Genomic DNA, 20,635 nt, shown 5'->3' on the forward strand with positions numbered 1-20,635 from the left:
GCGCGCCCTTGGTCTGGGCGCGCCTACAAAGGCGGTGACGCAGCCGATCAGTTCTTGATCAACGCCTCAACCAACTTCACCTGGCGATCCAGCGTTGCGCGGTCCTTGCTGCGCACGGTGGCGTGACCCACCTTGCGGCCCGCCTTGAATGCCTTTGCGTAGTGATGCAGGTGGCAGTCTTCGATGGCAATAACCTTGTCCACCGCCGGGACTTCACCGATGAAGTTGAGCATCGCGCTCTCGCCGACCTTGGCCGTCGAGCCCAACGGCAGGCCAGCAACGGCGCGCAGGTGGTTTTCGAACTGGCTGCACTCGGCGCCTTCGGTGGTCCAGTGACCGGAGTTGTGAACGCGCGGAGCGATTTCGTTGGCTTTCAGGCCGCCATCGACCTCGAAGAATTCGAATGCCAGCACGCCCACATAATCCAGCTGCTTGAGCACACGACCGGCGTAGTCTTCGGCCAAGGCCTGAAGCGGGTGGTCAGTGCTGGCGATGGACAGGCGCAGGACGCCGCTGTCGTGGGTGTTGTGCACCAGCGGATAGAAGCGGGTTTCACCATCACGGGCACGCACGGCGATCAGCGAGACTTCGCCGGTGAACGGCACGAAGCCTTCGAGCAGGCAAGGCACGCTGCCCAGCTCAGCGAAGGTACCGACCACGTCTTCCGGTGTGCGCAGGACTTTCTGGCCTTTGCCGTCGTAACCCAGGGTGCGGGTTTTCAGCACAGCCGGCAGGCCGATGCTGACAACGGCGGCATCCAGGTCTGCTTGAGACTGGATGTCGGCGAACGCAGGCGTCGGAATGCCGAGGTCCTTGAACATGCTCTTTTCGAACCAGCGATCACGGGCGATGCGCAAGGCGTCAGCGCTCGGATAGACCGGTACGAACTGGGACAGAAACGCAACGGTTTCAGCGGGCACGCTTTCGAATTCGAACGTGACCAGATCGACTTCATCGGCGAGTTGACGCAGATGATCCTGATCGCCGTAATCGGCACGCAGATGCTCGCCCAGCGCAGCGGCGCAGGCGTCCGGAGCGGGGTCGAGAAACGCGAAGTTCATTCCCAGCGGAGTGCCCGCCAGTGCCAACATGCGGCCAAGCTGGCCGCCACCGATTACGCCGATCTTCATGAAAACCTCAGGCCTCGCGTGGGTCTGGATTGTCCAGAACGCTGTCTGTCTGCTCAGTGCGGAATTTTTTCAGCACTGCGTGGAATTGCGGGTGCTTGGCGCCCAGGATGCTGGCCGACAGGAGAGCGGCGTTGATCGCGCCCGCCTTGCCGATGGCCAGGGTCGCGACCGGGATGCCCGCCGGCATCTGCACGATGGACAACAGCGAATCGACACCCGACAGCATCGAGGACTGCACCGGAACGCCCAACACGGGCAGGTGAGTCTTGGCGGCGCACATGCCAGGCAAGTGAGCAGCACCACCGGCACCGGCGATGATCACCTCGATGCCGCGGCCTTCGGCCTCTTCGGCGTACTGGAACAGCAGGTCCGGCGTCCGGTGGGCCGACACCACTTTGACTTCGTACGGAATGCCGAGCTTTTCCAGCATGTCGGCGGTGTGGCTAAGGGTGGACCAATCGGACTTGGAGCCCATGATCACGCCAACCAGTGCGCTCATCGTCGTGCCTCTTCATCGGGCGCCCGCAGGCGCGTCTAAAAACAACAAGCCACGCGGGAAGACCGGCGTGGCTTGTCGTACGAATTATGACCAGTCGAACCGGCCAAAGGCCGCGCAGTATACCGTAAACCGCTTCGAAGACAGCCCCCTTGGCGACCAACAGTCAGACGTATCGGGTACGGCGATTGGGGACGCCTCCCTAGACGAACTGCAAGTTCGCTAAAAGGGTCTTAGGGAACGTCTGCCAGGAACTTTGCTATCCGTTCCCGGTTGACATCAGAGTACCGGTAGGCCTTGGCATGGAACGGATCGTTTTCGGGGTACATGTAGGATGCATAGCCAATACCGACGAAGTTGCGAGTCACCTCTCCATCTTCGTGACGCGCCCCAAAGGTATGACCCAGCTCATGGGCGATGACCTGGTAACCCTCAAGCGAAGCGATGAACACGGGCGAATATTCATGGGCCAGGCCCAGAACCTTATCTGTGAAACGCGCAGGTGTGATCAACCCGTAGCGAAAGTTCTTATCCCACTGCAGATGAGGATGGCCCTGCACGAACTCCCAGGCTTTGCGGTTAAACGTACTCAGAACAAAACTTTCGTGCCCCGGATTACCCTTGTAACTGATATCGGTCATGCCCGGGATCGAGGTCAACTCGTAGGTGATGACTTCACGGTCGGTAATGGCCTTCATTTCCACGCAGAAGTGCTTGAGGTAATCGCTGTAGAGGCTCTTGCGCTGCCCAAGGCTTACGTCGTCGTGAATAAACAAAAGCAGGTGCACAGGTTCTTTTGCAGTTGTCATACCTAATTCCTTTTAGGTGTATTCGCCAGCCCTCATGGCCAGCGGTCTGGGTAAATGCCCGGACACCAAACTACAACAAGATCAGAGGCAAAGAGCTCGGACATCGGCACTACAGCTTGTAGGCTGCGTTTTATTGATCGGTAAGAATACCGCCCGCACTCACTCATCCACTTAACTGCCCGCTGCCTGCTCTAGCTTACGCCAGAGTAGTCGCACGTTCGCCTTGCGCACCAGCGCACAGCGATACAGGCGGATCTCAAGCGGCACGTGCCATTGAGGCCCGCCACATACCACCAGTTCACCGCGCTCCAGCTCGGCCGCGACGCTGAGCCGAGGCACCCAAGCGATGCCCAGCCCCTGCAGCGCCATGCCTTTGAGGCTGTCAGCCATCGCGGTCTCATAAACCGTGGTGAAACGCAGATTGCGCTGACGCAACAGCAGGTTCACCGAACGCCCCAGAAAGGCACCCGCGCTGTAGGCCAGCAAGGGGACGCTGTTTTCGCCTTCGAGATCGAATAGCGGATTGCCTTGCGCGTCCGCCGAGCACACCGGCAGCATTTCAGTCATGCCCAAGTGCAGCGACGGGAAGATTTCCGCATCCATCTGCAGCGCCGCGTCCGGGTCATAAAACGCGAGCATCAGGTCGCAGCCACCTTCACGCAGCGCATGCACGGCGTCACCCACGTTGGTGGCGACCAGCCGGGTGGCGATGTTCAGGCCTTCATTGCGCAGTTGCGCGATCCAGCGTGGGAAGAAACTCAAGGCCAGCGAATGCGCGGCCGCAATCTGCATGACCTCGCCCTGCCCGCTTTCAAGGTGATGCAGATGACGCAGGACTTCGCCGAGCTGATCGACCACCGTCCGCGCCGTCACCAGAAACAACTGCCCCGCCGCTGTCAGCTCGATCGGCGTGCGCGAGCGATTGACCAGCGTCAGACCGAGCGCGGCTTCAAGGCTACGGATTCGTCTGCTGAAGGCCGGCTGCGTGACGAACCGCCGCTCCGCCGCCTGGGAGAAGCTGCGGGTTGCGGCCAGCGCGCTGAAGTCTTCCAGCCATTTGCTTTCCAGGTTCATCAATCTCTCCCGCAGGGTGGGTCGCCACTTATCAATGGTTGCCGCCCATCAACTGTAGGAGCGTGGCTTGTCTCTGGGCCGCATCCGGACGATCTGGCGCGCAGCGGCAGCAATCATCGGGAACACGATTTGTCTGGCGCACTGCATTCGCCAGAATCACGACTGCTGCGCAGCCGATCGTCCGGATGCGGCCCAGAGACAAGCCACGCTCCTACAGAGTGATTGGCGAAGTCGTTCACACGCTCGTCACAATCCGAACGTCACATCAACATTATGCCGTTTGTGCATAGGCTAGCGCTTAACAGCATTGGTTCGCAATCGGCCACAGGCCTAGTATTAAAGGCGTTCCGGCTTAGTCCGTGCCTTTCTTGAGACTTTCTCTATCATGTCCTCCGCTGCATCATTTCGCATCGAAAAAGACCTGCTTGGCGTCCTCGAAGTACCCGCTGAAGCGTATTACGGTATTCAGACGCTGCGCGCCGTTCAGAACTTCCGGCTCTCCGGCGTTCCGATCGCTCACTACCCGAAACTGGTTGTCGGCCTGGCCATGGTCAAGCAAGCGGCCGCCGATGCGAACCATCAGCTCGGCCACCTGAGCAGCGAAAAGCACGCGGCCATCAGCGAAGCCTGTGCACGCCTGATTCGCGGCGACTTCCACGAGCAGTTCGTCGTCGACATGATCCAGGGTGGCGCCGGTACGTCCACCAACATGAACGCCAACGAAGTCATCGCCAACATCGCGCTTGAGGCGATGGGCCATGAGAAAGGCGAATACAAATACCTGCACCCGAACAACGACGTGAACATGGCGCAATCGACCAACGACGCTTACCCGACGGCCATCCGCCTGGGTCTGCTGTTGGGTCACGACGCCCTGCTCGCCAGCCTCGACAGCCTGATCCAGGCGTTCGCGGCCAAAGGCCAGGAATTCAACCACGTCCTGAAAATGGGCCGCACCCAGCTGCAGGATGCGGTGCCGATGACCCTCGGCCAGGAATTCCGCGCCTTCGCCACCACGCTGACCGAAGACCTCAACCGCCTGCGCAGCCTGGCACCTGAGCTGTTGACCGAAGTGAACCTGGGCGGCACCGCCATCGGCACCGGCATCAACGCAGACCCTGGTTATCAGCATCTGGCGGTTGAGCGCCTGGCGATCATCAGCGGCCAGCCTTTGGTTCCGGCCGCCGACCTGATCGAAGCCACCTCTGACATGGGCGCCTTCGTGCTGTTCTCCGGCATGCTCAAGCGCACTGCGGTCAAGCTCTCGAAGATCTGCAACGACCTGCGCCTGCTGTCCAGCGGCCCGCGCACCGGCATCAACGAGATCAACCTGCCAGCGCGTCAGCCAGGCAGCTCGATCATGCCGGGCAAAGTGAACCCGGTGATTCCGGAGGCCGTGAACATGTGCGCCTTCGAAATCATGGGCAACGACCTGGCCCTGACCATCGCGGCCGAAGGCGGCCAACTGCAACTGAACGTGATGGAGCCGCTGATCGCTTACAAGATCTTCGACTCGATCCGTCTGCTGCAACGCGCCATGGACATGCTGCGCGAGCACTGCATCGTCGGCATCACCGCCAACGAACAGCGTTGCCGCGAACTGGTCGAGCACTCGATCGGCCTGGTCACCGCGCTGAACCCGTACATCGGCTACGAAAACGCCACCCGTATCGCCCGCGTCGCCCTGGAAACAGGCCGCGGCGTACTGGAACTGGTGCGTGAGGAAGGCTTGCTCGACGACGTGATGCTCGCCGACATCCTGCGCCCGGAAAACATGATTGCCCCACGATTGGTGCCGCTGAAGGCCTGATCACCGAAGCTCCCGCTTCACCCGCAAGACGATCACCAGGCTGAGGGCCTAGACACCCCTCACCCTTTTGAGGGCCGGAAGTAGATGCTTCCAGGCCCTTTTTTTTACCCGGAATTTTTGAATGACGAGTTAGTCACAAGCGCGCTCCTACAGGAACACCCGCAACTCGAAAGCAGGAAACCGAATAAAGACTCCAATAAGGCGTATCGGTATAGTGCGCCCCCTCTAAAAAAGCGAGGAATACACATGCTTGAAGTCATCAACGACTTCCTCTCGGGAAAACTGCTGATCGTGCTCATCGTCGGGCTCGGTGGATATTTCACGATTCGCTCGCGTTTCGTTCAGTTACGTCACTTTTTTCATATGTTTGCGGTGTTTCGCGACAGCTTGCGCAGCAGCTCGGGCCAACTCAGTTCGTTTCAGGCGTTGATGCTCAGCCTCGCCGGACGCGTGGGTGCGGGCAACATCGCCGGTGTTGGCATCGCCGTGACCCTCGGCGGGCCGGGTGCCGTGTTCTGGATGTGGGTGACGGCCCTGGTCGGCATGGCCAGCAGCTTCTTCGAATGCTCCCTCGGCCAGCTGTACAAACGCTGCGATGCCGAAGGGCAATACCGTGGCGGCCCGTCGTATTACATGCAATACGGTCTGGGCAAGCGCTGGCTGGGCATGGTCATGGCGGTGTTGCTGCTGGTGACCTTCGGTTTCGCGTTCAACGGCCTGCAATCCCACGCCGTGACCCACTCCCTCAACGATGCATTCGGTGTGTCGCCCGGTTATGCCGGTATGGGTCTGGCGGTGCTGTTGGGCCTGGTATTCGTCGGCGGTATCAAGCGCATTGCAGCGGTGGCCGACCTGCTGGTGCCCATCAAGACGCTGGTGTACATCGCAGTGACGATCTACGTCATTGCCGTGCAGTTCGAGCAGGTCCCCCACATGCTGATGACCATCGTCAAAAGCGCGTTCGGGATGGACGAAGTGTTTGGCGGCCTGATCGGCAGCGCCATCGTGATGGGCGTGAAACGCGGTGTGTTCGCCAACGAGGCCGGTCTGGGCAGCGCGCCCAACGTAGCGGCAGTCGCCGAGGTTCAGCACCCGATCGCTCAAGGCGTGGTTCAGGCGTTCAGCGTGTTCCTCGATACCTTCGTGATTTGCACCTGCACCGCACTGCTGATTCTGCTGTCCGGGTTTTATACGCCGGGCTTCGAAGGAGACGGCATCGCCCTGACTCAAAACTCGCTGGCTGCCGTCGTGGGTGATTGGGGCAAGCTGTTCATCAGCGTGGCATTGGCGTTGTTCGTTTTCACCTCGATCCTCTACAACTACTACCTGGGCGAAAACAGCCTGCGCTTCCTGATCGGGGAAAGCCGCAAGGCGCTGATCAGCTACCGCGCGCTGGTGCTTGCGTTGATCCTGTGGGGCGCCGTGGAAGACCTGGGCACCGTGTTCGCCTTCGCCGACATCACCATGACCCTGCTGGCGTTCGTTAACCTGATCGCCCTGGCCATGCTGTTCAAGATTGGTTTGCGCCTGTTGAATGACTACGATGCACAGCGTAAGGCGGGCATCGACACGCCAGTGTTCGACTCCAGTCAGTTTCCTGACCTGGATCTGGACCTCACAGCGTGGCCGAAACCGGGGCATCAACAGCCTGCTGCGACGCCTGCTCCGGCCAGTGGCAAAGCAGTGGTCGACACCCCTTAATCATCAACGAGTCAGTCCAGGGAGACAGGCATGAATCGCGAAAACCACTCACCGGCCACGCACGTCATGGTGCTCTATACCGGCGGAACCATTGGCATGCAGGCCAGCGGGAACGGTCTGGCGCCAGCTTCGGGTTTCGAGGCTCGCATGGCCGAACAGTTGACGGGCCAGCCGGCACTGGTCGTGCCGAAGTGGCAATTTCGCGAGATGTCTCCGCTGATCGACAGCGCCAACATGACGCCCCAGTACTGGCAGCGTCTGCGCGAGGCCGTGGTCGATGCCATCGAGGTGAAGGGTTGCGATGCAGTGCTGATCCTGCACGGCACCGACACCCTCGCCTACAGCGCCGCCGCCATGAGCTTTCAGTTGCTGGGCCTGAATGCCCCGGTGGTCTTCACGGGCTCCATGCTGCCCGCCGGTGTGCCGGACAGCGATGCCTGGGAAAACGTCAACGGCGCGTTGCAGTCGCTGGGTAAAGGTCTGCCAGCGGGCGTGCATCTGTATTTCCACGGCGAGATCTTGCAGCCGACCCGCTGCGCGAAAATCCGCAGCTTCGGCCGCAATCCCTTTGCGGCACTTAATCGGGCACGCGGCGGTGAAGCGGCTTCCACGCTGCCAACGGCACTGGATTATCGCCAGCCGAAACAACTGGCCAACGTTGCCGTCATGCCGCTGTTCCCCGGCATCGGCGCCGCCCAACTGGACGGCCTGATCGACAGCGGCATCCAGGGCCTGATCCTGGAGTGCTTCGGCAGCGGCACCGGCCCCAGCGATAACCCTGCCTTTCTCGAAAGCCTGCAGCGCGCCCGTGACCAAGGCGTCTGCGTCGTCGCCATCACCCAATGCCATGAAGGCGGCGTCGAACTGGATGTCTACGAAGCGGGCAGCCGCCTGCGCGATGTCGGCGTGCTGTCCGGCGGCGGCATGACCCGCGAAGCCGCCTTCGGCAAACTGCACGCGCTGCTCGGCGCGGGGCTTACACAAGACGAAGTGCGGCGGTTGGTTGAGCGGGATGTGTGTGGGGAGTTGCTCTAGCTCCTGCACCACCCTCAGAGGATTGATTGCAAACCTTTGTCTGCGATTACATTCAGAAGCTTCAGAGCCGGGCCTGCAGGCCGACTCTCGCCCTGTTCCCATTTGCGGATTGTCGACGCGGTAGTGTTCAAATGAAGTGCGAAAACCGGCTGGCTAAAATTCAATGCCAGCCTGAGATTTCGGATATCTGCCGCACTGAGCTCCCGGACCGGTGTCGGACAGATTGCTTCGAACTCGCGCATCGTAATCTTGCTTAGCGCCCCAGCCTGATGAAGCTCTGCAAGGTCTGCGCGCAAGGACTCAATGATTTTGCTAGACACAGTGGACCTCCTCTAACGTTCCAACCCGTAAAGCGATCGTCAGAGCATCATCCGACATACTCAGGAAAACTTTACCTGCATAGCGCAATGCCTTCTTTTCGCCTTGGGTGACATTAGCCCGGGCACTCTTTGCAAAGCCGAATAAGAACACATAGCGATCCCCAATTCTTGCCGAGAGTAAAGTGCGATACCCGCTGCTTTTACCTCCACCCTCGCGTGCGATCCGCTTTTTATAAAGGCAGCCACCTAAATCCGCGTCTATCAGCCCAACCTCCATTTCCTTGATGGCATCACATAAGACGCTATCGGCGATCATTTCGGCGGACTGCCATTTAGCGAACTCCCTTCGCTTTAACACCGTCATCCCATCCCCCTTCAATATATACCCGTAGCGGGCATGCTTTGTCTAATTCGTTGCACGGGTGCTGCCGGGAATCAACGTAGACAATCTTCTGCGGCTGCAGTAGTTCACAACCGTCACCAAGTGCTTCCAAGGGCGAGGATGACGTCCGGCATAGCTCTTGCTCCGTCCTCCCGACGAACAAAACATCGGAAGGCCTTCATGCTTCATTCGCACCTCACCACACTCAACGCCGTTTCGCTGGTGCTCGATACCTTCTCGGCAGAAGGCTGGGGGAGCGAGGCGTTGCTGGCCGGGAGCGGGATTACCGAGGCGGACTTGAAGCGGCCGGACATTCGCATCACGACGTTTCAGGAAATGCAGGTCTGCGCCAACGCTGTCGCGCTGCGCAGGGAGATCGGCCTGCCGCTCGGACGGCGCATGCATGTGTCGTCCTACGGGATTCTCGGTTACGCCCTGCTCACCAGTGGCACTTTCGGTGACGCTTTGCGGCTGGCGCTGGAGTACCCGGCGCTGCTGGGTACTTTGTTCGAGTTGCAGCTGATCGAAGACGGGGACTGTATCTGGTTCAGCGCCAGCGACTACCGTGATGACGAGGGGCTGCGGGTGTTCAACGCCGAGCTGTGCATGGCGTCGCTGAAGGTGATTTGCGATGACCTGCTGGGCAAGCCGCTGCCGCTGCTTGGCGCGCGCTTTGCTCATGACGCGCCGGATTATCAGGCCAGCTACCGGGAAAGTTTTGGCTGTACGCTGCATTTCAACGCTGAAGACAACGCCTTTGCGTTCGACAAACGCTGGCTAGACCAACCGCTGACATTGGCCGACCCCGTGACGCACCGCGACATGCGCGAGCGCTGCCGTCGTCAGAACATCGAGTTCACGGGGCGTCAGGCCTGGCTGGGCCGGATTCGTCATTTGCTCGCCGGGCAGCTCGACCAGACGCCGAGCCTGGGCGTGCTTGCGCAAAAAATGAACTGCTCCGAACGTACCTTGCGCCGTCATCTTCAGGCCACGGGCAGCAGCTACCAACAGTTGCTGGACGAGCTACGCTTCGAGCGCGCCAAGCAATTACTACAAGACGAGCAGTTGCCGATTCATCGCATCGCTGAAGCGTTGGGATTCAGCGAAACCGCGAGCTTTCGTCATGCCTTCATCCGCTGGAGCGGTGTGGCGCCGAGTCAGTTTCGGGTGTGAATGCCGTTTCTCCGGCCACCGAATCCCTGTGGGAGTGAGCTTGCTCACGAAATCGTCCGTACACCCGGCACATCTTCAGTGACTGAGCTTCAGTCTTCGCGAGCAAGCTCGCTCCCGCAGAGAACATTGCAAGCCGTAAAGACCAGAACGCCTCGAAAAAGGGCGTTTCGCCTCATTTAGGGGCGATTTACGGACAGAGTTTATGGCCGTAATAATCCCCTTTTGGCCGTTTCCGTCGTTCTCCGAAAGGCCTTGCGCCACAAGAATGTCGGACAACTTTAGCCCCTGGAGAACAAGAAAATGCTGACGATCTATTCAGACGATCACCATCTGCATCATGGCCGCTGCGAGTTGATCGACGGCAAGCTGATGCCCTGCTTCGAGATGCCGTCGCGCGCCGATCACGTGTTGCAGCGCGTCAAGGATCGCGAAATCGGTGCCGTGGAAGGCCCGCAGGATTTCGGCATTGCGCCGATCGAACGCATTCACACCCAAGCGTTTCTGGCGTTCTTCAAAGGCGCGTGGGCACGCTGGGCCGAAACCGACCCTGAAGGTGATCTGCTGCCTTACACCTGGCCTGCGCGCACGCTGCGCTCGGTCATCCCGACCAGCCTGCACGGTCAGTTGGGCTATTACACCTTCGACGCAGGCGCCCCAATTACCGCAGGCACCTGGCAAGCCGCATACAGCGCGGCCCAGGTTGCTCTCACCGCCCAAGCTGCGATTCAGAACGGCGCCCGCAGCGCTTTCGCCTTGTGCCGTCCGCCGGGGCACCACGCTGCCAGCGATGTCATGGGCGGCTATTGCTACCTGAACAACGCGGCCATCGCGGCTCAGGCCTTCCTCGACCAAGGTCACAAGAAGGTCGCGATTCTTGACGTGGACTACCACCACGGCAACGGCACCCAGTCGATTTTCTATACGCGCAGCGACGTGTTGTTCACCTCCATTCATGGTCACCCGGAAGCGGAATTCCCGTTCTTTCTCGGCTATGAAGACGAGCTGGGTGAAGGTGCAGGCGAAGGCTTCAACTTCAATTATCCATTGGCGGCGGGCAGCGACTGGACGCAGTGGAGCGCGGCGCTGGAGCAGGCGTGCGGCGAGATCGAACGCTACGGTGCGGACGTCATCGTGGTGTCGCTGGGCGTGGACACCTACAAGGACGACCCCATCTCGCAATTCAAGCTCGACAGCCCGGATTACCTGCGCATGGGCGAGCGCATCGCGCGCCTGGGCAAGCCCACCCTGTTTGTGATGGAAGGCGGCTATGCCGTCGAAGAAATCGGCATTAACGCCGTAAACGTGCTGGAAGGTTTCGAACGCGTCTGACCCTCTACCTTCGAACAAGAGAGACAACGATGAACAGACTCAAGCGCTTTATCGCATCGACGCTTCTGGCAACATCTGGCGTGGCCATGCTCGGCGGCGCGGCGCACGCCGACGAGCCAAAAACCCTGCGGGTCTACAACTGGTTCGACTACATCACGCCGCAGACCCTGGAAAGCTTCAAAAAAGACACCAAGATCCCGCTCATCTACGACATTTTCGACACCAACGAAGCGCTGGAAGCCAAGCTGCTGACAGGCAACTCGGGCTATGACGTCGTGGTGCCATCCAACGTGTTTCTGGCCAAGCAGATCGAGGCTGGCGTATTCCAGCCCCTGGACAAGTCCAAGCTGACCAACTATTCGCACCTTGATCCCAAGCTGATGAAACTGCTGGAAGCCAACGACCCGGGCAACAAGTTCGCCGTGCCGTACATGTACGGCACCATCCTGATCGGCTTCAACCCGGCCAAGGTCAAGGCCGTGCTGGGCGACAACGCGCCGGTGGACAGCTGGGACCTGATCTTCAAGGAAGAGAACATCAGCAAACTGAAGCAGTGCGGCGTGACGCTGCTCGACTCCCCTTCAGAAATTCTGCCTCTGGCCTTGCAACATTTGGGGCTGGATCCCAACAGCAAGAATCCAAAGGACTACGACAAGGCAGAAGCCTTGCTGATGAAGATCCGCCCTTACATCACCTACTTCCACTCCTCGAAGTACATGGCTGACATCGCCAACGGCGACATCTGCGTGGCCGTGGGTTATTCGGGCAGCTTCTCGCAAGCGGCCAACCGCGCGAAGGAAGCCAAGAACGGCGTCGTGGTGGACATGCGTCTGCCGAAGGAAGGCGCGCCGATCTGGTTCGACATGCTGGCGATTCCGAAAGGCGCCAAGGATGTGGAAGACGCCCACACGTTCATCAACTACCTGTTGCAACCGAAGGTGATCGCGCCGATCAGCGACTTTGTCGGGTACCCGAACCCGAACAAGGACGCGACTGAACTGGTTGATCCGGCGATCCGCAACAACCCCAACCTGTACCCGACCGCCGAAGCAATGAAAACGCTTTACACGCTGACGCCGCTGCCGCGTGATGCAGAACGCGCACGGACCCGGGTGTGGACCAAGATCAAATCCGGCACCTGAACGTCCTGTAGGAGCGCGCTTGCCCGCGAATGCGTCGTGTCAAACACACACCTGACACTGACACAACGCCATCGCGGGCAAGCGCGCTCCTACAGACTGTGTTGATCGTGCCCATTGGGTGACGCCGAGCGTCACAGGCGGCATTACCACGCGGAGCGTGGAACGATCGGATATTCAGCCGACAGTCAGCGCTGCTTTTCCGTGGCATCACGCAGCATCGAGTTCAGGTTCCCGGAGATGTTGTCGCACAGCGCCTTCATCTGAATCTCGTGTTCAGACGCCTTGAACGGGCTTTGCAGGTCGCTGCCGATCTTCTCGATGGCGAGCAGCATGAAGCCCACGACTGTCGAGGCCAGCGGCGTGAACCAGCCCAGCGTTTCCACCAGACCGATCGGCACAATGATGCAGAACAACGTGATGAACAATCGGGGAAAGGTCACGTACGGATAAGGCAGTGGCGTATTGGCGATCCGCTCCATGCCGCCCTGGCAGTTGGAAATCTCAACCAACGTCGCTTCCAGCCGCTCCAGACGAATGCTGTCCAGCCGGCCAGCCTTGTATTCGTTCGCGATGATTGCAGCGGACTCGTTAAGAATGTCGTTCGGAAAGTTATTGGTGCGCTTACGGCGCTCGTATTCCTCGCGAGGAATCATGGCCGTCACGTCTTCCCCGCAATCGCTTCCCTTCAAGTGCGCCGACAGGCATTCAACGTAGGCAACATGCCGACGCAGCAGCACAGCCTTGACCGGATTCAGCTCGCCTTCGTCGTCGATCAGCGTCAGCACCTGGCGCGCGAAGCTGCGGGAATTGTTGACCAAAGCCCCCCATAACGTTCGCGCCTCCCACCACCGGTTATAAGCGCTCGAGTTCCGAAAGCTGGTCAGCACCACCAATGCCGAACCGAGCAGGGTCAGCGGCATCGACGGCAAGGTGATCTTGCGCTCCAGGTAGAGCATGAAATCGACTGTGACAATCACATCCCAGATCAACAGCCAGAACAGCGACCAACCGATGTAGGTGAAGGTCCTGAGCATGGCCCGGTATTTCTTGATGATCGTTTCCTGCAAAGGCCACCCCCGTCTGTTATCTCATGGGTCAAGCGACACACGCTGACCTCAAGGGCATTCGAATGCAGATGGCTTGCTTGGTTCGCAACTGAAACATTTCAGCGATAAATCGTTCGCCCCGGTCGGGTGACAGAGATTTCATGGAACGAACCCGCCGCGCGCGTGCTCAACACCTATCTGGATGCTTCAGCCACTTGTCACGAGGAGAATGTAATGGGCTCGTCTTTAACCTCTCATTCCATCGAAGAACACAGCGAACGCGACCAACTGACCATCAACACCATTCGCACCCTGGCGATGGATGCCGTGCAAAAGGCCAACTCGGGTCACCCCGGCACACCCATGGCGCTGGCGCCCGTCGGCTACACCCTGTGGAAAGATTTTCTGCGCTATCACCCGGAACATCCTGACTGGCCAAACCGCGACCGCTTCGTGCTGTCGGTCGGTCATGCGTCGATGCTGCTTTATTCGCTGCTGCACCTGGCGGGCGTGGTCGAGATCGACGAGCACGGCAAGCGCTCCGGCAAACCGGCCGTGAGCCTGGAAGACATCAAACAATTCCGTCAGATGGACTCCAAGACTCCAGGCCATCCGGAATACCGCATGACCACAGGCGTTGAGACCACGACCGGTCCGCTGGGCCAAGGCTGCGCGAACAGCGTGGGCATGGCGATGGCCGAGCGCTGGCTAGGCGAGCGCTTCAACAAACCGGGCGCCACGCTGTTTGATTACAACGTTTACGTGCTGTGCGGCGACGGCGACATGATGGAAGGCGTGACCGCCGAAGCGGCCTCACTGGCCGGTCACCTCAAGCTGTCGAACCTGTGCTGGATCTATGACAACAACACCATCAGCATCGAAGGCCACACGGAACTTGCCTACAGCGACGATCCGCAGAAACGTTTCGAAGGCTACGGCTGGAAAACCCTGCATGTGAAGGACGCCAACGATGCTGCGGCGCTCGCGAAGGCGATCACAACCTTCCAGCAGACCGACGACGCACCGACCCTCATCGTGGTCGACAGCGTGATCGGCTACGGCTCGCCGAATAAACACAACACCGCGTCGGCGCACGGCGAACCGCTGGGCGAAGATGAAATCAAGCTGACCAAGAAAGCCTACGGTTGGGATGAAAACAGCAGCTTTCTGGTGCCCGACGAAGCGCGCCATTACTTGCGCGATGCGTTGCTGAGCCGCAACGGCGGCGATTACGACGCCTGGCAAGAGACCTTCGCCCGTTTTGAGAAAGATCAGCCGCAACTGGCCGACGAACTCAAACGCATGCGCGCGGGTGAAATGCCAGAAGGCTGGCGCAACACCGCGGTCAGCTTCGACGCCGACCCCAAAGGGCTCGCCACGCGTGCCTCGGGCGGTAAAGTCCTCAACGGTTTTGCCCAGCAAATCCCGTGGCTGATTGGCGGATCGGCGGACCTGTCCCCTTCCACTAAAACCAATCTGACGTTTGAGGGCGCCGGCAGCTTCGAGGCAGGCAGTTACAGCGGCCGCAACTTGCATTTCGGCATCCGTGAACACGCCATGGGGTCGATTGCCAACGGGCTGGCGCTGTCTTACATACGGCCATACACGTCGACCTTCCTGGTGTTCAGCGATTACATGAAACCGCCGATTCGTCTGGCGTCGATCATGGAGCTGCCGGTGGTGTTCGTCTTCACCCACGACTCCATTGGTGTCGGCGAAGACGGCCCGACCCACCAGCCTATCGAGCACCTCACGCAATTGCGTGCCACGCCCGGCTTGCTGACGTTGCGACCGGGGGATGCCAACGAAACCGCCGAAGCCTGGAAAGTCGCTTTGGCGCAAACCCATCGCCCCAGCTGCCTGGTGCTTTCTCGTCAGCCGATGCCGACCCTGGACCGCTCGAAATACGCCAGCGCTGAAAACGTCGCCAAAGGCGCCTATGTGCTGGCCGATGCGGTGAAAGGCAAAGTGGACGTGATCCTGATCGCCACGGGCAGCGAGGTGGGCATGACCGTCGAGGCGTTCGAAAAACTGAAGGCTGACGGCGTGGCGGCGCGCGTGGTGTCGATGCCGAGCTGGGAGCTGTTCGAGGATCAGGACAAGGCTTACCGCGACAGCGTATTTCCGCCGAATGTCATGGCACGCGTGGTCGTGGAACAGGCCGGCCCCGTGGGTTGGGACCGTTACGTGGGTCAGACGGGGGCGAAGATCGTGATGAACACCTTCGGCGCCTCCGCCCCGATCGAGAAGCTGCAGGCGAAGTTCGGGTTTACGGCCGAGAACATTGCCAAGGTAGCGAAGGAGCAGATCGGCCAGTAATCAGGCCCTGTAGGAGCGCGCTTGCCCGCGAAGACTGCGGTACATCCGATGGATACCTGTCGGCTGCACCGGCCTCTTCGTGAGCAAGCTCAATCCCACATTTGGAGCGTGTGACGACGTTGAATCAGCAGCCGCTTAAAACCACCGGACGACGCTCACCTTCAAAGAAGAACGGACGAATCCGCACACCGACGGCGTTACCCGCGAACGCTGCAATCAGCCACAACCAGCCATGCAGGCTGCCCGACGCGATACCGCTGAAGTACGCGCCAATGTTGCAGCCGTAGGCCAGACGCGAACCGTAGCCCAACAGCAAGCCACCGATCACCGCCGCTACCAGCGAACGGGTCGGGATCTTCAGGCTTGGCGAGAATCGTCCTGCAAGCCCCGCTGCCACTGCCGCACCCAGCATGATGCCGATGTCCATGACTGTCGTGATGTCTTCCCATACCGGCGCGGCCAGCGCCTTGGCGTTGGCAGGCATCTGCCAGAACACCCAGCTGCCGACGTCTACGCCCAGACTGCTGACGACCTTCGCGCCCCACAGGGCGAACGCCGAGGTGATGCCCCAAGGACGGCCAGCCAGCGCCAGCGTTGCATAGTTGAGCAATGCCAGCGCAACGGCGCCCCATACCAAGGGCCATGGACCGCGCAGAAAACGACGCAAGCCCACGTGCTCGCTGGTAACTGCGGGTTCCAGCTCGCCATGGCGGCGCTTTTCCAGCGTGATGGTGACCAGCGCGATCACGGCGAACAGCGCCAGGCTCATGATCAGGGCCGGGATCACCCCGAAGGTTTTGACGATGGAAGTTGCCGGGAACGAGGGCAGCGAGAACCACCAGTCGGCGTGATGGGTCGCCACCACCGAACCGACGATGAAGAACAGCAGCGTTACCAGCATCCGCGCATTGCCACCGCCCACGGTGAACAGCGTGCCCGACGCACATCCGCCCCCCATCTGCATGCCGATGCCAAAAATGAACGCGCCAAAGACCACGGAAACGCCGGCTGGCGCTACCAGTCCGGTGACCGGTGTGCCGAACAACGTGCCTGCGCCCAAGGCCGGGAAGAACAGGACGACGGCAATGGCCAGCATCACCATCTGCGCGCGCAGACCCGCGCCGCGACGCTCATTGATGAACACCCGCCAGGCAGACGTGAAACCGAACGCGGCGTGATACAGCGTCAGGCCCAGCGCCGCACCGACGATCAACAGCAGCACTTGCTTGCCGCCGACCGCGGACTGAAGAAACAAAGCACCGATCACCAATAAAACGAAGGCAATCAGCGGCGTGCCGAACTTGCGTTCCGGCGTCGCAGAAAGAGGAAGGCTCATGGACGTATCTCAGGAAATGGTTGCAATGGGCGCGAGTATAACCCCGCTGCCGGCCGTTCTAGGCTCAATGGTTTAACCCTTTCCTGTACGCATCTCACCGCCACACACCACGCAGCCGCTCCAGCGCCGAGGCAATGTCCGCTTCCGGTACCGCCGCGAAACCCAGCACCAGCCCCGCGCGGTTATCCACAGGCGTATCGGAATCGGGTAACCAGTAATCGCTCAGCGGGGCCACCTCAACGCCGACGCTTTCTGCCTTCGCCACCAGGTCCTGCTCACGGGCCTGGCTTTCGACCGTCACCGTCACATGCAAGCCCGCCGACGGCTTGGGCATCGGACTGCAACCGGGCAGGTCTTGAGGCCAGCCCGCCAGCAAGGCATCGCGTCGATTCAATGCCGCACGACGCATGCGCCGGATGTGCCGTTGAAAGTGGCCCGACGCTATGAATTCGGCCATGACGGCCTGAGTGCCGATCTCCGAATGCCGCATGTCCACAGCACGGCGCTGGCTGAAGGGCTTGACCAGATTGCGGGGCAGCACTAGGTACCCCAGACGCAACGCCGGAAAAGCGACCTTGCCGAAGGTGCCGACATAGAGCACCCGCCCGTGCCGATCCAGCGCCGCCAGTGGTGCCAAAGGCGCGCCGCTGTAACGGTATTCGCCATCGTAGTCGTCCTCGACGATCCAGCCTTGTGTCCGTTCAGCCCACGCCAGCAAATCCAGGCGGCGCGCCAGACTCATCGTGACGCCCAACGGGTACTGATGAGACGGCGTCACATACGCCACCTTGCAGCGGCTATCGTTCGAATCAGGGCATTGCATGCCTTCAGCGTCCACCGGCATTCCAAACAATGTTGCGCCTGCAACCGCAAAGGCGTGGCCCGCCGCACGATACCCCGGATTTTCAATCGCGACGCCATCTCCGTCGTTCAACAGCAACTGTGCACAAAGAGCAATCGCCTGCTGGGCGCCACTGGTGATCACAATTTGTTCAGGCGCACACTGCAAGTCACGAGATGTTCTTAAATACACCGCGATCAATTCCCGCAGCCGCCACTCTCCGGCCGGATCGCCGTACCCCAACTGATGCAGACCCGGTTTTCGCCAGAAAGCCGCGTGGAGCTTGCCCCACACGTCGAACGGGAACAGATCGAACGCCGGAATACCCACGCGAAAAGCGCGTGGCAAACCGGTTTTGTGAGCGCTCAAATGGTGCCGTTCCAGCAGGTCCATGGAAGCACTGTGGATAACTTTACTGGATAAATCACCAGCATGATTTAACGATTTTGTGGATAAACCTGTTGATAAGCTTGGTGATAACCCTGTGGACACTTTTGTGGATAGTTTTTTTGCAGGCGTTGGTTTGTCCGGCAATTGTGCGACATAGGTGCCGTCGCCAATGCGGCCGTCGGTGAAGCCTTCGGCGTAAAGCTGGTCGTAGGCACGCATCACGCTGTTGCGGGAAATGGACAACGAAGCTGCCAGATCGCGGCTGGCGGGCAGGCGCGTCCCGCTGCTCAAACGCCCGTCGAGAATGCGCTCGCGCAGCGCCTGATACAGCTGACGGCTCAAGCCCTGGCGGCGGTCCAGTTGGATTCCGGCGAAATCGAACGTCAATGAGGGCGTGGCGACGGGCATCGAATTGGTCCTATGAAATTGACCATTAATGGTTCTTACAACAGACCAATAGGCTGCCTAGGATTAGGCCAATCGCCAAGGAAAATCTCATGTATACGCCCAGCTATTTCAACGATGCGGATCTCGCCAGCCTGCACAGCCAGATCGAAGGCACGCGCCTGGCAACCTTGGTCACCTTCGACGAAAACGGCCTGCAAGCCAGCCACGTCCCGCTGCTGCTCGATCCCGCTCAGGGCGCCCACGGCGTGCTGACCGGTCACCTGGCCAAAGCTAACCCGCAGTGGAAAACACTCGCGCTGGGCACTGAAGTGCTGGTGATCTTTCAAGGTCCCGATGCTTACATCAGCCCTTCGTTCTACGCTGCCAAGGCCGAACACGGCAAAGTCGTACCGACCTGGAATTACCTGGCGGTCCACGCTTACGGCCGCGCCGAGGTCTTCACCGATCCCGAGCGGCTGCTGCGCGTGGTCAGCGGTCTGACCGACAAACACGAGGCAGCTCGCGCCGAGCCCTGGGCCGTGAGCGACGCTCCGGATGACTACATCCAGAAAATGCTCAACGGTATCGTTGGTTTTGCCATTCCCATCGAACGCCTGGAAGGCAAGCGCAAGCTCAACCAGAACCGCAGCGCCGAAGACATTGCCGGCGTCAGCAAAGGCCTGGCAACCAGCCAGGATCAAAACGATCAGGAAATCGCTCGCTTGATGAGCCAAGGAGAGACCCGTGTCTGACGTAGAAATCCGTCCCGTCACCGCCGCCGACCATGACGCCTGGTTGCCATTGTGGAAGGCCTACCTGACGTTCTATAAAACCGAATTGCCGGACGCGGTGACCGAAAGCACCTGGCGGCGCTTTCTCGACAGCAACGAACCCACTCACGCGGCGCTAGCCTGGGAAGACGGCAAGGCCGTCGGGATGGTGCATTTCATCTTTCACCGCTCGAACTGGAGCATCAACTATTCCTGCTACCTGCAGGACTTGCTGGTCGTCCCCGAGCAACGGGGCACAGGCGCCGGTCGCAAGCTGATCGAGTATGTGTACGTCGCCGCGAAGAACGGCGGGGCCGACAAGGTGCACTGGCTGACCCACGAAACCAACGCTACCGCCATTCAGCTGTACGAACGCATTGCCGAACGCCCTGGCTACATTCAATTTCGCAAACCGCTGTAGGACTGGAATCCGATCATGTCGAACCTTGAACACTGGCAATCGGCGAAGCTGCCGGACTCACGCACGCTGCAAGGACGCTTCATTCGCCTGGAAAAACTCGACGCAGCGCGTCATGCGGACGGTTTATGGCAAGCACTGGAAGGCCCGGGCGCCGATCCGAAACTCTGGGATTACCTGGCCATAGGCCCGTTCACTGAACGGGGTGCTTTTGAGGACTACCTCACTGGCCTTCAAGCGTCGACCGACCCTTGGTTCTATACCGTCGTCGATCAGAAAACCGGCGTGCTGGACGGGTTTCTCAGCCTGATGTCCATCGTCCCGAGCCAGGGTCGCGTCGAGATCGGCCACGTGACCTTCGGCGCTTCGATGCAGCGCACGCCCAAGAGCACCGAGGCAGTCTATCTGCTCGCCAAGGAATCATTTGCCCTGGGCAACCGTCGCCTCGAATGGAAGTGCAACGCCGACAACGCCCGCTCGATGCGCGCTGCGGAACGCTTTGGCTTCAGTTTCGAAGGCACCTTCCGCCAGCACATGGTGGTGAAAGGCAAAAACCGCAACACAGCCTGGTTCTCGATCTTGGACAGCGAATGGCCGTCGCTGGAAACAGCGTTCAAAGCGTGGCTGGCTGTGGATAACTTCAACGACGGACAGCAGATCAATACGCTCGAGCATTTGCGCACGTTATAAACCTGTCATATCCAACCGCTATACAGGACGGCCCCAT

At 60.0% G+C, this 20,635-nt stretch carries 19 protein-coding genes; 10 read left to right on the forward strand and 9 right to left on the reverse strand.

The window, feature by feature from the left end; translation table 11 throughout:
* Positions 1-47: 47 nt before the first annotated feature.
* From BLS87_RS19825 to BLS87_RS19840, 4 genes are all read right to left on the reverse strand, one after another.
* Complete coding sequence (locus BLS87_RS19825; RefSeq protein WP_074754778.1) at positions 48-1,130, reverse strand: 5-(carboxyamino)imidazole ribonucleotide synthase; 1,083 nt, start codon at positions 1,128-1,130, stop codon at positions 48-50.
* 7 nt (positions 1,131-1,137) lie between these two features.
* Entirely contained in the window at positions 1,138-1,629 is a 492-nt protein-coding gene (gene purE, locus BLS87_RS19830; protein ID WP_074754780.1) for a 5-(carboxyamino)imidazole ribonucleotide mutase, read from the reverse strand.
* Between the two features lie 230 nt (positions 1,630-1,859).
* On the reverse strand, positions 1,860-2,435 hold the full coding sequence (locus BLS87_RS19835) for a M12 family metallo-peptidase (protein ID WP_074754782.1): 576 nt from the start codon (positions 2,433-2,435) through the stop codon (positions 1,860-1,862).
* Positions 2,436-2,606: 171 nt separating this feature from the next.
* Positions 2,607-3,509, reverse strand: coding sequence for a LysR substrate-binding domain-containing protein (locus BLS87_RS19840; protein ID WP_074754784.1), 903 nt, complete (start codon positions 3,507-3,509; stop codon positions 2,607-2,609).
* A gap of 385 nt (positions 3,510-3,894) precedes the next feature.
* Here BLS87_RS19840 and BLS87_RS19845 point away from each other — a divergent pair, with 385 nt between their 5' ends.
* The 3 genes from BLS87_RS19845 (at position 3,895) to BLS87_RS19855 (ending at position 8,055) form a co-directional block, all read left to right on the forward strand.
* Positions 3,895-5,319 (forward strand): aspartate ammonia-lyase, encoded by a 1,425-nt coding sequence (locus tag BLS87_RS19845; RefSeq protein ID WP_074754786.1) that lies wholly within the window; start codon positions 3,895-3,897, stop codon positions 5,317-5,319.
* Positions 5,320-5,565: 246 nt separating this feature from the next.
* Positions 5,566-7,020: an alanine/glycine:cation symporter family protein gene (locus BLS87_RS19850; RefSeq protein ID WP_074754788.1), complete on the forward strand. Its 1,455-nt coding sequence runs from the start codon at positions 5,566-5,568 to the stop codon at positions 7,018-7,020.
* A 30-nt stretch (positions 7,021-7,050) separates the two neighbouring features.
* On the forward strand, positions 7,051-8,055 hold the full coding sequence (locus BLS87_RS19855; protein ID WP_074754790.1) for an asparaginase: 1,005 nt from the start codon (positions 7,051-7,053) through the stop codon (positions 8,053-8,055).
* A 14-nt stretch (positions 8,056-8,069) separates the two neighbouring features.
* Here BLS87_RS19855 and BLS87_RS19860 read toward each other — a convergent pair whose 3' ends face one another.
* Both BLS87_RS19860 and BLS87_RS19865 read right to left on the reverse strand, forming a co-directional pair.
* Positions 8,070-8,375, reverse strand: coding sequence for a helix-turn-helix domain-containing protein (locus tag BLS87_RS19860; RefSeq protein WP_074754791.1), 306 nt, complete (start codon positions 8,373-8,375; stop codon positions 8,070-8,072).
* Positions 8,368-8,739, reverse strand: a complete 372-nt coding sequence (locus BLS87_RS19865; RefSeq protein ID WP_074754793.1) for a type II toxin-antitoxin system RelE/ParE family toxin — start codon at positions 8,737-8,739, stop codon at positions 8,368-8,370. Before BLS87_RS19865 ends, BLS87_RS19860 begins: the two co-directional genes overlap by 8 nt.
* A 198-nt stretch (positions 8,740-8,937) precedes the next feature.
* On the opposite strand from BLS87_RS19865, the gene BLS87_RS19870 reads away from it, so the two are divergent.
* The 3 genes from BLS87_RS19870 to BLS87_RS19880 all read left to right on the forward strand — a co-directional run bounded on the left by BLS87_RS19870 (position 8,938) and on the right by BLS87_RS19880 (position 12,401).
* Positions 8,938-9,930 carry an AraC family transcriptional regulator gene (locus BLS87_RS19870; protein WP_074754795.1) on the forward strand — a complete coding sequence of 331 codons (993 nt, stop codon included), beginning with the start codon at positions 8,938-8,940 and terminating at the stop codon, positions 9,928-9,930.
* Positions 9,931-10,230: 300 nt separating this feature from the next.
* On the forward strand, positions 10,231-11,259 hold the full coding sequence (locus BLS87_RS19875) for a histone deacetylase family protein (RefSeq protein WP_074754797.1): 1,029 nt from the start codon (positions 10,231-10,233) through the stop codon (positions 11,257-11,259).
* Between the two features lie 29 nt (positions 11,260-11,288).
* Positions 11,289-12,401 carry a polyamine ABC transporter substrate-binding protein gene (locus BLS87_RS19880; RefSeq protein WP_074754799.1) on the forward strand — a complete coding sequence of 371 codons (1,113 nt, stop codon included), beginning with the start codon at positions 11,289-11,291 and terminating at the stop codon, positions 12,399-12,401.
* Between the two features lie 185 nt (positions 12,402-12,586).
* Here BLS87_RS19880 and BLS87_RS19885 read toward each other — a convergent pair whose 3' ends face one another.
* Positions 12,587-13,468 carry a bestrophin family protein gene (locus BLS87_RS19885; protein WP_143024427.1) on the reverse strand — a complete coding sequence of 294 codons (882 nt, stop codon included), beginning with the start codon at positions 13,466-13,468 and terminating at the stop codon, positions 12,587-12,589.
* A 213-nt stretch (positions 13,469-13,681) separates the two neighbouring features.
* On the opposite strand from BLS87_RS19885, the gene tkt reads away from it, so the two are divergent.
* Positions 13,682-15,766 (forward strand): transketolase, encoded by a 2,085-nt coding sequence (gene tkt / locus BLS87_RS19890; protein ID WP_074754801.1) that lies wholly within the window; start codon positions 13,682-13,684, stop codon positions 15,764-15,766.
* 124 nt (positions 15,767-15,890) lie between these two features.
* Here the strand turns inward: tkt and BLS87_RS19895 are convergent, their stop codons facing one another.
* Entirely contained in the window at positions 15,891-17,102 is a 1,212-nt protein-coding gene (locus BLS87_RS19895) for a YeeE/YedE family protein (protein WP_074754803.1), read from the reverse strand.
* Between the two features lie 94 nt (positions 17,103-17,196).
* Positions 17,197-18,741 (reverse strand): MocR-like pyridoxine biosynthesis transcription factor PdxR, encoded by a 1,545-nt coding sequence (gene pdxR / locus BLS87_RS19900; protein ID WP_074754805.1) that lies wholly within the window; start codon positions 18,739-18,741, stop codon positions 17,197-17,199.
* A gap of 89 nt (positions 18,742-18,830) precedes the next feature.
* Between pdxR and BLS87_RS19905 the strand changes: the two genes are divergently transcribed.
* The 3 genes from BLS87_RS19905 to BLS87_RS19915 are packed head-to-tail and all read left to right on the forward strand — an operon-like array spanning position 18,831 to position 20,598.
* Positions 18,831-19,472 (forward strand): FMN-binding negative transcriptional regulator, encoded by a 642-nt coding sequence (locus tag BLS87_RS19905; protein ID WP_074754807.1) that lies wholly within the window; start codon positions 18,831-18,833, stop codon positions 19,470-19,472.
* Entirely contained in the window at positions 19,465-19,911 is a 447-nt protein-coding gene (locus BLS87_RS19910) for a GNAT family N-acetyltransferase (RefSeq protein ID WP_074754809.1), read from the forward strand. Before BLS87_RS19905 ends, BLS87_RS19910 begins: the two co-directional genes overlap by 8 nt.
* A 15-nt stretch (positions 19,912-19,926) precedes the next feature.
* The gene (locus BLS87_RS19915; protein ID WP_074754811.1) at positions 19,927-20,598 is read left to right on the forward strand and encodes a GNAT family N-acetyltransferase; all 672 of its coding nucleotides are present in this window, start codon (positions 19,927-19,929) and stop codon (positions 20,596-20,598) included.
* The last annotated feature ends 37 nt before the right edge of the window (positions 20,599-20,635 follow it).

Source organism: Pseudomonas abietaniphila (assembly GCF_900100795.1).
GTDB classification, from domain to species: domain Bacteria; phylum Pseudomonadota; class Gammaproteobacteria; order Pseudomonadales; family Pseudomonadaceae; genus Aquipseudomonas; species Aquipseudomonas abietaniphila.